The organism is Paraburkholderia metrosideri, assembly GCF_904848625.1.
Taxonomy (GTDB): domain Bacteria; phylum Pseudomonadota; class Gammaproteobacteria; order Burkholderiales; family Burkholderiaceae; genus Paraburkholderia; species Paraburkholderia metrosideri.
Window position 1 is genome coordinate 330,743 of the sequence record NZ_CAJHCP010000003.1, and the last position, 13,292, is coordinate 344,034.

Here is a 13,292-nt window from a genome sequence, read left to right on the forward strand (position 1 = left end):
CGGTAACGCGTAAGCGCCCACAAGGCACCCCACCCTGCGGACATCACGCGAGAGCAGGACGGCAGATTCCGCAGATCCAACAAGAAAGCAGCACGGAGGAGAAGTGATCCAGCTTCACGCTTTCGACGATCAACGCGCCCAATCCGACGCGTTGGCGAAGGCGGTTGGCGACGCGTTACATGCGTCGCTCGCCGCTCAGGCGGCCGCGGCCGCTACCGGCACGACCACCGCTGCCGCCCGCCCGGCCCTGCTTGCAGTGTCCGGCGGCAGCAGTCCGCGTCCGTTCCTGCAAACGTTATCCACGCAATCTTTCGACTGGCCGCACATTGCCGTGACGCTGGTCGACGATCGCTGGGTGCCGGAGACGGACAGCGCGAGCAACTCGCAACTCGTGCACGGCACGCTGTTGCAGAATGCCGCCGCGAACACGGTGTACTGGCCGCTGGTCGACACCACACAAGACCTCAACGCGCATGTCGCCGCGCTGAACGCCGACCCGCGCTTTAGCGCAGTGCCGGACGTCGCGATTCTCGGCATGGGCGAAGACGGCCACACGGCGTCGATCTTTGCCGACTCGCCCGAATGGGATCACGCGATCACCACCACCGAGCGCTTCGTCGCCGTGCATCCCGGCGCCGCGCCGCACGCGCGCGTGAGCTGGTCGCTCTCCGCATTGAAAGAAGTGAAGCATCTGTTTTTGCTGATCGCAGGACCGCGAAAGATGGACGTGCTGAACGCCGCCACCGCTTCGCTACAAAAAAATGCCATCTCACAGTTGGCAAACGACAAGGGAGTGAGACTCGATGTCTACTGGTGTGCAAACTAAGGCAGTGCCTGGCGCGGGCCAGCACGCCGATGGACCCCGGCTGCTGGCCGACATCGGCGGCACTAACGCGCGCTTCGCGCTGGAAACCGGCCCGGGCGAAATCGGCTCGGTGCAGGTCTATCCGTGCGCGAGCTATCCGGGTGTTGCCGACGTTATCAAGAAGTATCTGAAGGACAACAAGATCGGCCGCGTGAATCATGCGGCGATTGCGATTGCGAACCCGGTCGACGGCGATCAGGTGAGCATGACGAATCACGACTGGAGCTTTTCGATCGAAGCGACGCGCCGCGCGCTCGGCTTCGACACGTTGCTGGTGGTGAACGACTTTACCGCGCTGGCCATGGCGCTGCCCGGCCTCACCGACGCGCAGCGCGTGCAGGTGGGCGGCGGCACGCGCCGGCCGAATAGTGTGATCGGCCTGCTCGGCCCCGGCACCGGCATGGGCGTGTCCGGCCTGATTCCCGCCGACGACCGCTGGATCGCGCTCGGCAGCGAAGGCGGTCACGCCACCTTCGCGCCAGCCGACGAGCGCGAAGACATCGTGCTGCAATATGCGCGCAAGAAGTGGTCGCATGTGTCGTTCGAACGGGTCGCGGCCGGCCCTGGCCTCGAAGTGATTTATCGCGCACTGGCAGGCCGCGACAAGAAGCGCGTGGCATCGAACGTCGACACGATCGAGATCGTCAAGCGCGCGCTGGAAGGCGAGCCGCTCGCGGCCGAATCCGTCGACGTGTTCTGCGGCATTCTCGGCACCTTCGCGGGCAATATCGCGGTGACGCTCGGCGCGCTGGGCGGCATCTACATCGGCGGCGGCGTCGTGCCGCGGCTGGGTGAGGTCTTCGCGCGTTCGTCGTTCCGTCAGCGCTTCGAGGCAAAGGGCCGCTTCGAGGCCTATCTGCAGAACGTGCCGACCTATGTGATTACCGCTGAATATCCGGCGTTTCTCGGTGTTTCGGCGATTCTGGCCGAGCAGTTGTCGAACCGCGCGGGCGGCAGTTCGTCGGCGGTGTTCGAGCGGATTCGTCAGATGCGCGACGCGTTGACGCCGGCCGAACGCCGCGTCGCCGATCTCGCGCTGAATCATCCGCGTTCGATCATCAACGATCCGATCGTCGACATCGCGCGCAAAGCCGACGTCAGTCAGCCAACGGTGATCCGCTTCTGCCGTTCGCTCGGCTGCCAGGGCCTGTCCGATTTCAAGCTGAAGCTGGCCACGGGTTTGACCGGCACGATTCCGGTCAGCCACAGTCAGGTGCATCTGGGCGACACCGCGACGGACTTCGGTGCGAAGGTGCTGGATAACACCGTGTCGGCGATCCTGCAGTTGCGCGAGCATCTGAATTTCGAGCACGTCGAACGGGCTATCGACCTGTTGAACGGCGCGCGGCGCATCGAGTTCTATGGGCTCGGCAATTCGAACATCGTCGCCCAGGACGCGCACTACAAGTTCTTCCGCTTCGGCATTCCGACCATTGCTTATGGCGACCTGTACATGCAGGCGGCGTCGGCGGCATTGCTCGGCAAGGGCGATGTGATCGTGGCCGTTTCGAAGTCCGGGCGCGCGCCTGAATTGTTGCGTGTGCTGGAAGTCGCGATGCAGGCCGGCGCGAAGGTGATCGCGATTACGTCGAGCAATACGCCGTTGGCCAAGCGCGCCACCGTTGCGCTGGAAACCGATCACATTGAAATCCGCGAATCGCAGTTGTCGATGATCTCGCGCATTCTGCATCTGGTGATGATCGACATTCTCGCGGTCGGTGTGGCGATTCGTCGCGCAGTGCCTAGCGCCGATGTCGCCGAGACCGTCGCCAAAGCGCGTCAAGGCGCGGACGACGATGCAACCGCCGTGCTGGACTGGTTGAGCCACGGCGCAGCTTCTTCGCCGCGCGATTGATGGGCTGAGTCAAACCGCGCCGCAGCGTCGATAAGATGCGTGCGGCGCGGGTCGTTCGTTGGGTTGTCCGGCTGATCTGACGGCGTTGACTGTCTGGCGGCTGCTCACACCGATCGGCGTGCTGCAAACAAAAAGAGATAATAGGGTCTCTTTCGCTTCAGACACGCCGCTCAATCCAATGATCATCCGTCCGCATCTCCATTGGTTCCGCATGCTGCTCGCGTGGCGGGGCTCGGTCCTGCCGCAGTTGCTCCCGCGGCTGTTCCTCATCTTCTGCATTTCGATCGTCGCCGTGGCCGCTCACGACCACCTGCTGCCGATCACGCTGAACCTCAACACCACCGCGCCCTTCTCGCTGGTCGGCATTGCGCTCGCGGTCTTCCTCGGCTTCAGGAACAACGCCAGCTACGACCGCTGGTGGGAAGCGCGCAAGCTGTGGGGCCAACTATTGAACGAGTCGCGCTCGCTCACGCGTCAGGTGCTCACGTTGCCGTCGCGTCAGATAGCGAACGAAGATCTCGACGAATTTCTCGCCGCGTTGCGCGCGATCCCGCATGCGCTGCGACATCAGCTGCGTCGAAGCGATTCACGCGACGACCTCGCCGCGCGCTTGCCCGAGGCGCTGCTCGAGCGCGTGATGGCGTCGCGCTACCGGCCCGCGACATTGATGCTGTTTCTCGGCGAATGGGTGCAGCGGCAGGCTCACGCAGGCGCGATCGATCCCATGGCGGTGAACGCGCTGGACCGGAATCTGAATGGGCTCTCGGATGTGATTGGCGGCTGCGAGCGCATCGCGTCGACACCGCTGCCGTTCGCGTATTCGGTGATGATTCACCGCACGGTGTATTTCTTCTGCGCGTCGTTGCCGTTTGGACTGGTCGACAGTATTGGCATTTTCACGCCCGTGTTCGCGGTGTTTGTCGCGTACACGTTCATGGCGCACGAGGCGATTGCGTCGCAGATCGAAGAGCCGTTCGGCACCGACGACAACGACCTCGCACTCAGCACGATGTCCACGATAATCGAGGACGCCACGCGCGATCTGCGCGGCGAGCCTTCATTGGCCGTACCCAGGCAGCAGGCCGAAGACTATCAGCTCGATTGATTGAATCAGGGCTGGGTGATGGCGGCGCGCTTGAGGCGCGCCGGTCTTGCCGCGTAGTGCCGCGTTGGCACGTATTGCCGCGCATTGCCCTTCAGAAGCCAGACCGCGCAATAGGTGCTCAGTCGTTTCCGACTGTGTCCGACAAACGCTTCAACGTCGCCACCCGCGCGCCGATGATGTCGATCCGGCCACGCTCGTCGATCACCGCTGTCGCCGCGGCGAGATACTCATTCCACGCCCGCTGCGCACGCACCAGCGTGGGCCGCGAATGAGCAGGCATCTTCGACTGCAAGCGATGGTAGTAGCGGTTCAGATCGAACATCGCGTGCTCGCAGCGCGCATCCGCGTTACAGGCTCGTGGCCGGCGCGGCGGCGGGCTTCCCGCGTCAGCCACCGCAGCGCGCAACGCGAGCGCACGATCGCGCACCGGTTGCAATTGCATGTCGGCTTCCGCCAGCACATACATCGACCCGCGCGTGGTGGCGAACGCCGCCGCCAACAATTGCTTCTCGGCGTCTCGCGAAGCCAGCCAGCTTGCCTGACTCTTCTCCCACAGCTTGCGGCGCGCTGGCGGCAACTTCGTCTGAAGCTGCTGCCACGCGCTGTCCAGCGCAGCCTTCCAGCCGATTCGCGCGTTGTCCATGCACTGCACTTGCCCCGTTGTCGTCGACATGTCGCTGCGCGCGAGACACGAGCGCATCGACGCGTCGATCGGATCGGCGGCCGCGACTTCGGCGCGCACCGCCGAAGGCAGCGCGCCGAGCAGCGCCGCCGACCCCACGGTCAGCGCGCACAACAGGGACCTCACACGTCGCATCGTCAAGCGCGAACGCAATCGACGAAATATTCGATGCGCCCGTTGATCGTTTCGCCGACAAGCCCGTGGATGTCCGTATGGAACCCCGGGAAGCGCTCGTTGAACTCGCGAGCGAAGCGCAGATAGTTGACGATGGTCTTGTTGAAGCGCTCGCCCGGGATCAGCAGCGGGATGCCCGGCGGATACGGCGTCAACAGGATCGACGTGACACGGCCTTCGAGTTCGTCGATAGGCACCCGGTCGATCTCGCGGTGCGCGAGCTTCGCGAACGCGTCGGACGGCTTCATCGCCGGTTCCATGCTCGACAGGTACATCTCGGTCGTCAGACGCGCGATGTCATTGGCACGATAGACGCTGTGGATCTGCTGGCACAGGTCGCGCAGGCCGACGCGCTCGTACATCGGATGATGCTGGACGAACTCGGGCAACACGCGCCACAACGGCTGGTTGTTGTCGTAGTCGTCCTTGAACTGCTGGAGTTCGGTGACCATCGAGTTCCAGCGGCCCTTGGTAATGCCGATCGTGAACATGATGAAGAACGAATACAGCCCTGTCTTCTCAACGATGATGCCGTGCTCGGCCAGGTACTTCGTGACGATCGCAGCCGGAATGCCGGTCTCGCCGAAGCCGCCGTCCATGTCCAGGCCCGGCGTGACGATGGTCGCCTTGATCGGGTCGAGCATGTTGAAGCCTTCGGCGAGCGGGCCAAAGCCGTGCCACGCGTCGTTCGGGCGCAGCATCCAGTCTTCGCGCGAGCCGATGCCTTCGTCGGCGAACTGATCTGGGCCCCACACCTTGAAGAACCACTCGTCGCCGTATTCGGCGTCGACCTTGCTCATCGCGCGGCGGAAATCGAGCGCTTCGGCGATCGACTCCTCGACCAGCGCCGGGCCACCCGGCGCTTCCATCATGGCCGCGGCCACGTCGCACGAAGCGATGATCGCGTACTGCGGGCTGGTGGACGTGTGCATCAGATACGCTTCGTTAAAGCGGTGCTTGTCGAAGCGGCTGTTCTTCGAATCCTGCACGACGATCTGCGAAGCCTGCGAGATACCGGCCAGCAGCTTGTGCGTGGAGTGCGTCGCGAACACCAGCGCGCTGATGCGCGGACGGCCCGCGCCGATCGCGTGCATGTCCTGGTAGAACTCGTGGAATTCCGCGTGCGGCAGCCACGCTTCGTCGAAGTGCAGCGTGTCGAGCCAGTCGCCCAACATTTCCTTGATCATCTCGACGTTGTAGATCACGCCATCGTACGTGCTTTGCGTGATGGTCAGAATGCGCGGCTTCAGATCCGGATTCTTCGCGAGCGCTTCGCGCGCGAACGGGTTCGCGAGGATCTTCTTCTTGATGTTTTCCGGCTCGAATTCGCTGCGCGGAATCGGGCCGATGATGCCGAAGTTGTTACGCGTGGGCGTGAGGAACACCGGAATCGAGCCAGTCATCGTGATCGCGTGCAGGATCGACTTGTGGCAGTTGCGGTCCACCAGCACGATGTCGCCCGGCGCAACCGTGCCGTGCCAGACGATCTTGTTCGACGTGGACGTGCCGTTGGTCACGAAGAACACGTGGTCGGCGCTGAAAATGCGCGCGGCGTTGCGCTCGGAAGCCGCGACCGGACCGGTGTGGTCGAGCAGCTGGCCGAGTTCGTCGACGGCATTACACACGTCGGCGCGCAGCATGTTCTCGCCGAAGAACTGGTGGAACATCTGGCCGAGCGGGCTCTTCAGGAACGCCACGCCGCCCGAGTGACCCGGGCAGTGCCACGAGTACGAACCTTCGTCCGCGTATTGCACCAGCTCCTTGAAGAACGGCGGCGCGAGCGAATCCAGATACACCTTGGTCTCGCGGATGATGTGGCGCGCGACGAACTCCGGCGTGTCCTCGAACATGTGGATGAAGCCATGCAGTTCGCGCAGGATGTCGTTTGGCAGGTGGCGCGACGTGCGCGTTTCGCCGTACAGGAAGATCGGAATGTCTGCGTTGCGGCGGCGCACTTCGGCAACGAACGCGCGCAACGCGATGATCGCGGCGGCCAGCTCGGGCGTCTCGCCTTCCACCACCACGTTATCGACGTACGGCAGCAGTTCGTCGTCGTCGATCGACAGGATGAAGCACGACGCGCGGCTCGACTGCTGCGCGAACGAGGCCAGGTCGCCGTAGCTCGTCAACCCGAGCACTTCCGCGCCTTCTTTCTCGATAGCTTCGGCCAAAGCCCGGATGCCGGAACCCGAGATGTTCTCGGAGCGGAAATCTTCGTCGATGATGACGACGGGAAAACGAAACTTCATGGGCGATTCTCCAAAAAGAACGACCGCTGCACATTCAGTAAAGTGCAGCGGTCACCCGGTGTAACTGGTGGGTCAGTGCGCTGCGGACGTCACGTTTTGGGCAACGTAACGCCGTGCTGACCTTGATATTTGCCGCCGCGGTCCGCGTACGACGTCTCACAAATTTCGTCGCTTTCGAAAAACAGCACCTGGGCAACGCCTTCGTTCGCGTAGATTTTCGCAGGCAAAGGTGTCGTATTCGAGAATTCGAGCGTGACGTGGCCTTCCCATTCCGGCTCGAACGGCGTCACGTTGACGATGATCCCGCAGCGCGCATACGTGGACTTGCCCAGACACACGGTCAGGACGCTGCGCGGAATGCGGAAATACTCGACGGTGCGGGCCAGCGCGAACGAATTCGGCGGGATGATGCAGACGTCGCCCTTGAAATCGACAAACGACTTCTCGTCGAAGTTCTTCGGGTCGACGATGGTCGAGTTGATATTCGTGAAGATCTTGAATTCGTCGGCGCAGCGAATGTCGTAGCCGTAGCTCGACGTGCCGTAGCTGACAATCTTCCGGCCGTCTTCGGAGACGCGGACCTGATCGGGCGCAAACGGCTCGATCATGTTGTGAGACGCGGCCATGCGCCGGATCCACTTGTCGGATTTGATGGTCATAGGTGAACGCTGCTCGACTTGAATGACAGATGTGTGACGGATAACCGCGGATATCAAACCAGGGATGCCGGGCAGCTCCGGCGCACAGTCTTCAAGGACTACGCGGCGACGTCAGGCTGTTGCTCTGGCGTCTGCGGCCGGATTGACCGACGGGCACCCCGATGGAAGGCGCTTATTTTACGCGATCATGGCAATGGTGCTGCGGACGATGCCGGAAGGCCGCTTCACGCCCTTCTGAGCGCGCTCTGGCAGCCACGCTGGCTGCCGGCTCATGCTCACTGACGAATCACGCCGCAGGCAATCGCGGGACCCGCGCCGTGCTGCGGATACGCGTAGGGGTCGGTCGCGTCGCGATGCAGCACCACAGCACGCTGCAACACCGAGCGGATGCCGTCGAGCGACACGTCTGGCGCGACGATGAAGCCAGTCGCCACGCCGTTATCGTCTGCGTGAATATTGCCGAGGTCGCCTTCGACCCGCGCGCCCGCTTTCAGACGCTCGGCAGCCGGTGAGAATACCTCGCCCGTGCTGGAGCCGTCGGCGGCGTTACAGTCGCCCCGCTCGTGGACCTGCAACGCGTGGTCGCTGTTGGGCGGCAGGCCTGCGAGATTGTAGGTAACCTGCACGCCGTCCGAGCGCTCGATAAACGTCACGAGGCCGCGCGCCTGATTGCCCACCGTGGGCAACAGTTGCGCGTCAGCGCGCTTTTCCTGTGGTCTCAGGAAAGTGCTACAGCCGGACAACAGCACACAGCTGACAGCCAGAACAATGAACGCATGCACTGCCTGCCCGTCGATTCGTTTTCCCATGCGATCCTCTTGCCGGCCTGGCGGCCGCCCCTGCGGCCGCCGGACCGAACCTTTGAAGTCGACATGATACCGCGAGACCAGGCGCAAATAGACGCCTTAGCCCCTTGTCCGAACGACTGATCAGGTGTTCTGCACAACGATGTTCGGAAACTTCGATGTCATGTCGCGAGCCCGTTCGGCAATATGAATGGCCACCTTGCGTGCGATCGACCGGTAGATCTCTGCGATACGCCCTTCCGGATCGGCCACGACCGTGGGTTTGCCCGAGTCCGCCTGCTCACGGATCGTGATGTCGAGGGGCAGGCTGCCGAGCACATCGACGCCATACTCCTTGCCCATCCGCTCGCCGCCACCCGCGCCGAAAATATGCTCTTCGTGACCGCAGTTCGAGCAGATATGCATGCTCATGTTCTCGACGATGCCGAGGATCGGAATGCCGACCTTTTCGAACATCTTGAGGCCCTTCTTGGCGTCGAGCAACGCGATGTCCTGCGGCGTGGTGACGATCACCGCGCCCGTGACCGGAACACGCTGCGACAAGGTCAGTTGAATGTCGCCGGTGCCCGGCGGCATGTCGACGATCAGATAGTCGAGATCGTGCCAGTTGGTCTGCCGCAGCAATTGTTCAAGTGCCGAGGTAGCCATCGGGCCGCGCCACACCATCGGGTTGTCCTGTTCGATCAGAAAGCCGATCGAGTTCGCCTGCACGCCGTGGCCGGTCATCGGGTTCATCGATTTTTCGTCCGGCGATTCGGGACGGCCTTCGATGCCGAGCATCATGGGCAGCGACGGGCCGTAAATGTCCGCGTCGAGAATGCCGACCGACGCGCCTTCGCTCGCCAGCGCGAGCGCCAGATTCACCGCGGTCGTGCTCTTGCCGACGCCGCCCTTGCCGGATGCCACGGCGACGATGTTCTTCACGTTCGGCAACAGTTTCACACCGCGCTGCACGGTATGCGCGGCGATTTGCGTGGACACGTCGATGCCCACCTTCGCTACACCTGGTACGGTGCGCAGCGCGTCGGCGAACTGGGTGCGGATTGCTTCAAACTGGCGTTTGGCCGGATAGCCGAGCACGACCTGGAGGCTAACGGTGTCACCCTCCACGGCTACATTCCGGATGTTTTTGGCGGCCGCATACGGCAAGCCGGTGTTGGGGTCGGCGACGGCCGCGAGGGCAGCGTCGACCAAAGCCCGATCGATACTCATTGACACTCCGTGGGGAACACCTGCGGCGCGGCGAAATCGATGCATCGGCCACGCGCCGGAATTTGAAAAAAATTGTTAGACAGCATTGCGAAAACTACGCGTGCGTAGCACCCTTCGGCAGGCGGAACGCCATGGGGTCGCATCGCCGGGTAATTCAGCCATTATTGTAGTATCAGGCGCCAGGCGCTGCCGGAAGACCCTTCTCGACTGTCGGACCGGGACTGAAAATGGCGCAGGTTTTCCCGCTTCATGAGCAGGCGGCTTTACGGCCGTCATGTTCACCAGATAAATTGATCGCTACCACTGCTTTATTCGCGTCACTCAAGAGGAACCGAAAATGAATGCAAAAATGATGACTCGCCTGGCTGTCTTTGCCGTGGCAGGCTCGCTGCTGGCAGGCTGCGCCACCCAACAGGGCACGAACACGGCAGTTGGAACGGGCGTGGGTGCCGGCACTGGCGCGGCGCTCGGCGCCATCTTCGGCGGCGGCAAGGGCGCGGCGATCGGAGCGGGCGTCGGCGCGGCGGTGGGCGGCATTACCGGCTACAACTGGCAGAACATTCACAACCGCCTGTCAGGCGCCACCAAGGGCACCGGCACGCAGATCACCGAGCAGCCGGACGGCTCGCTCAAGCTGAACATTCCGAGTTCGGTCACGTTCGACACCAGCAGCTATGCCATCAAGCCGTCGTTCGCGCCGGTGCTGGATCAACTGGTCCAGACGCTGCAGCAGAATCCGGAAGTGATCGCGCAAGTGGTCGGCCATACGGACAGCACGGGCTCGCCGGCGTATAACCAGACGCTGTCGGTCAATCGCGCGGAAAGCGTGACCGGCTACCTGGCGCAACGCGGCGTCGCACCGCAGCGCCTGTCGGCACAGGGCATGGGCCAGAACCAGCCAATCGCCGACAACAACACCGAAGCTGGCCGTGCGGCCAACCGTCGCGTGGAAATCTATCTGCGCGCTACGGCTCAGCACAGCACGCAATAAACACAAGGCTTCTGGAGAATGACGCGAGCAGGCGCCGGCTTTTGCACAGCGGCGCCTGGCGGAACGCAGAGGCTGCGAACCGGGCCTCGTAGGGCCGCGTAAAAAAGCTGCGGAAAGATAATCTCGCACGAGGACGAAAAAAATTTCGAACTCTGCCGAAAATCCGCGGTCTGTCTTTACGGTACGTGGCTGGCGAAGCCGCCGCGTCACCATTCTCCTCTTGTCGTTGTTGCTCCGGGGTTAATAGCCCCGGTTTTTTTTGCGCGCTCGCTTTGTACGCGTTCGCCAGACACCCCGCGCTACGCCCTCCCCATCCGCAGCATCCCCGTCCCGCCCCACGCGGCCCGACCCGCGCCACGCGCCCGCCCTGCTAGAATCAACGTTTCGTCCCACCGCAGGCTCCCACCATCCTTATGTCAGCACCCGCAACCGATCTCTCCGCAGGCGCGCCGTCAGGCCGTCGCCAGGTTCTCGTCACGTCAGCCCTTCCGTATGCGAACGGGCAAATCCATATTGGCCATCTGGTCGAATATATCCAGACGGACATCTGGGTCCGGACGTTGCGAATGCACGGGCACGAGGTCTACTACGTGGGCGCCGACGACACGCACGGCACGCCGATCATGCTGCGCGCGGAGAAGGAAGGTCTGACGCCGAAGCAGCTGATCGACCGCGTGTGGCAGGAACACAAGCGCGACTTCGACAGCTTCGGCATTTCGTTCGACAATTATTATTCGACCGATTCCGACGAGAACCGCGTTCTCAGTGAAAACGTCTATCTGGCGCTGAAGGAAGCGGGCCTGATCGAGGCGCGCGATATCGAACAGGCGTATGACCCGGTCAAGGAAATGTTCCTGCCGGACCGTTTCATCAAGGGTCAGTGCCCAAAATGCGGCGCGAAAGATCAATACGGCGACAGTTGCGAAGTATGCGGCTCGACTTATCTGCCGACTGATCTGGTCAACCCGTACTCGGTCGTCTCGGGCGCCACGCCGGTTCGCAAGACGTCGACGCACTACTTCTTCCGTCTGTCCGATCCGCGCTGCGAGAATTTCCTGCGCGCGTGGGTCGGCGGCCTCGCACAACCCGAAGCCACCAATAAGATGCGCGAATGGCTCGGCGACGCTGGCGAAGCCAAGCTCGCCGACTGGGACATCTCGCGCGACGCACCTTACTTCGGCTTCGAAATTCCGGGCGCGCCGGGCAAGTATTTCTACGTGTGGCTCGATGCGCCGGTCGGCTATTACGCGAGCTTCAAGAACCTCGCCGAAAAGCGCGGGCTCGATTTCGATTCGTGGATCCGCAAGGGTTCGACGGCCGAGCAGTATCACTTCATCGGCAAAGACATTCTGTATTTCCACACGCTGTTCTGGCCGGCCATGCTCGAGTTTTCGGGTCATCGCACGCCGACCAACGTGTTCGCGCACGGCTTCCTGACCGTCGACGGCGCGAAGATGTCGAAGTCGCGCGGCACCTTCATCACCGCGCAAAGCGTGATCGACACGGGCCTGAATCCGGAATGGCTGCGCTACTACTTCGCGGCCAAGCTGAACAGCACGATGGAAGATCTCGACCTGAACCTCGACGACTTCCAGGCGCGCGTGAACAGCGATCTGGTCGGCAAGTACGTGAACATCGCGAGCCGCGCCGCCGGGTTCCTGATCAAGCGCTTCGAAGGCCGCGTGCAGGACAGCGCGATGCAGCATCCGCTGCTCGCCACGCTGCGCGCCGCGGTTCCGCAAATCGCTGCGAACTACGAGGCGCGCGAGTACAACCGCGCGTTGCGTCAGACCATGGAACTGGCCGACGCGGTCAACGCGTACGTCGACACCGCCAAGCCGTGGGACCAGGCGAAAGACCCGGCGAATGCGGTCGCGCTGCATGAGACCTGCAGCGTGAGCGTCGAAGCGTTCCGTTTGCTGTCGCTGGCGCTGAAGCCGGTGCTGCCGAAGGTCGCCGAGGCGGTCGAGGCGTTCCTCGGCATCGAGCCGCTGGTGTGGGCCGACGTCAACGTGCCGCTCAGCTCCGCTCGTCCGATCAATGCGTACAAGCATCTGATGACGCGCGTCGATCCGAAGCAGATCGAAGCGCTGCTCGCGGCCAATCGCGATTCGCTGCAGGCCACGCCGGAAGCGGCTGCGCCGGCCGACGCGAAGGCCAAGGCGAAAGCCGCCGCAAAAGCTGCCGCCGCGGACAAGGACGAAACCCCTGGCGTGATCTCGATCGACGACTTCGCGAAGATCGACCTGCGCATCGCGAAGATCGTCGACTGCAAGGCGGTGGAAGGCTCGGACAAGCTGCTGCAACTCACGCTCGACGTGGGCGAAGAGAAAACACGCAACGTGTTCTCGGGCATCAAGTCGGCGTATCAGCCAGCACAGTTGATCGGCAAGCTGACGGTGATGGTCGCGAATCTGGCACCGCGCAAGATGAAGTTCGGCCTGTCCGAAGGGATGGTGCTGGCCGCCTCGGCGACCGACGAAAAAGCCGAACCGGGTCTGTACGTGCTCGAACCGGATAGCGGTGCGAAGCCAGGCATGCGCGTGAAGTAACGTTTCCCTGGATGAGCGGTGTCCGTGGCGGGTTTTGCTGCGGACTCGCGTCGTTCAGGCAGAAAAAAACGGCCCGCTCCTGATTGGAGCGGGCCGTTTTTTATGCTCATGCGGCTCATGCGGCTCATGCGGCTCATGCGGC

The 13,292-nt window shown here is 62.8% G+C and carries 10 protein-coding genes; 5 read left to right on the plus strand and 5 right to left on the minus strand.

Going from position 1 to position 13,292, the window contains the following annotated elements:
• Positions 1-103 precede the first annotated feature (103 nt).
• From pgl to LMG28727_RS07265, 3 genes are all read left to right on the plus strand, one after another.
• On the plus strand, positions 104-826 hold the full coding sequence (gene pgl / locus LMG28727_RS07255; RefSeq protein WP_201641630.1) for a 6-phosphogluconolactonase: 723 nt from the start codon (positions 104-106) through the stop codon (positions 824-826).
• On the plus strand, positions 804-2,720 hold the full coding sequence (locus LMG28727_RS07260; protein ID WP_201641631.1) for a bifunctional transcriptional regulator/glucokinase: 1,917 nt from the start codon (positions 804-806) through the stop codon (positions 2,718-2,720). Before pgl ends, LMG28727_RS07260 begins: the two co-directional genes overlap by 23 nt.
• Before the next feature lie 178 nt (positions 2,721-2,898).
• Entirely contained in the window at positions 2,899-3,825 is a 927-nt protein-coding gene (locus tag LMG28727_RS07265; RefSeq protein ID WP_201641632.1) for a bestrophin family protein, read from the plus strand.
• A 118-nt stretch (positions 3,826-3,943) separates the two neighbouring features.
• Here LMG28727_RS07265 and LMG28727_RS07270 read toward each other — a convergent pair whose 3' ends face one another.
• From LMG28727_RS07270 to apbC, 5 genes are all read right to left on the minus strand, one after another.
• The gene (locus LMG28727_RS07270) at positions 3,944-4,642 is read right to left on the minus strand and encodes a lysozyme inhibitor LprI family protein (protein ID WP_201641633.1); all 699 of its coding nucleotides are present in this window, start codon (positions 4,640-4,642) and stop codon (positions 3,944-3,946) included.
• A gap of 2 nt (positions 4,643-4,644) precedes the next feature.
• A complete protein-coding gene (locus LMG28727_RS07275) occupies positions 4,645-6,930 on the minus strand; it encodes an arginine/lysine/ornithine decarboxylase (RefSeq protein WP_201641634.1) in 2,286 nt (761 codons plus the stop codon).
• Between the two features lie 89 nt (positions 6,931-7,019).
• On the minus strand, positions 7,020-7,589 hold the full coding sequence (dcd, locus tag LMG28727_RS07280) for a dCTP deaminase (RefSeq protein WP_012432068.1): 570 nt from the start codon (positions 7,587-7,589) through the stop codon (positions 7,020-7,022).
• A gap of 275 nt (positions 7,590-7,864) precedes the next feature.
• Positions 7,865-8,398: a superoxide dismutase family protein gene (locus tag LMG28727_RS07285; protein WP_201641635.1), complete on the minus strand. Its 534-nt coding sequence runs from the start codon at positions 8,396-8,398 to the stop codon at positions 7,865-7,867.
• Between the two features lie 120 nt (positions 8,399-8,518).
• The gene (gene apbC, locus LMG28727_RS07290; protein WP_201641636.1) at positions 8,519-9,607 is read right to left on the minus strand and encodes an iron-sulfur cluster carrier protein ApbC; all 1,089 of its coding nucleotides are present in this window, start codon (positions 9,605-9,607) and stop codon (positions 8,519-8,521) included.
• Between the two features lie 337 nt (positions 9,608-9,944).
• Here apbC and LMG28727_RS07295 point away from each other — a divergent pair, with 337 nt between their 5' ends.
• Both LMG28727_RS07295 and metG read left to right on the plus strand, forming a co-directional pair.
• The gene (locus LMG28727_RS07295; protein ID WP_201641637.1) at positions 9,945-10,598 is read left to right on the plus strand and encodes an OmpA family protein; all 654 of its coding nucleotides are present in this window, start codon (positions 9,945-9,947) and stop codon (positions 10,596-10,598) included.
• A 413-nt stretch (positions 10,599-11,011) separates the two neighbouring features.
• Positions 11,012-13,150 (plus strand): methionine--tRNA ligase, encoded by a 2,139-nt coding sequence (gene metG, locus LMG28727_RS07300; RefSeq protein ID WP_201641638.1) that lies wholly within the window; start codon positions 11,012-11,014, stop codon positions 13,148-13,150.
• Positions 13,151-13,292 lie beyond the last annotated feature (142 nt).

Coding starts and splice junctions, on each gene's coding strand:
- LMG28727_RS07265 (WP_201641632.1), top strand. CDS start 2,899: ATGATCATCCGTCCGCATCTCCATTGGTTCCGCATGCTGCTCGCGTGG.
- LMG28727_RS07285 (WP_201641635.1), bottom strand. CDS start 8,398: ATGGGAAAACGAATCGACGGGCAGGCAGTGCATGCGTTCATTGTTCTG.
- LMG28727_RS07275 (WP_201641634.1), bottom strand. CDS start 6,930: ATGAAGTTTCGTTTTCCCGTCGTCATCATCGACGAAGATTTCCGCTCC.
- LMG28727_RS07270 (WP_201641633.1), bottom strand. CDS start 4,642: ATGCGACGTGTGAGGTCCCTGTTGTGCGCGCTGACCGTGGGGTCGGCG.
- dcd (WP_012432068.1), bottom strand. CDS start 7,589: ATGACCATCAAATCCGACAAGTGGATCCGGCGCATGGCCGCGTCTCAC.
- LMG28727_RS07295 (WP_201641637.1), top strand. CDS start 9,945: ATGAATGCAAAAATGATGACTCGCCTGGCTGTCTTTGCCGTGGCAGGC.
- apbC (WP_201641636.1), bottom strand. CDS start 9,607: ATGAGTATCGATCGGGCTTTGGTCGACGCTGCCCTCGCGGCCGTCGCC.
- metG (WP_201641638.1), top strand. CDS start 11,012: ATGTCAGCACCCGCAACCGATCTCTCCGCAGGCGCGCCGTCAGGCCGT.
- LMG28727_RS07260 (WP_201641631.1), top strand. CDS start 804: ATGTCTACTGGTGTGCAAACTAAGGCAGTGCCTGGCGCGGGCCAGCAC.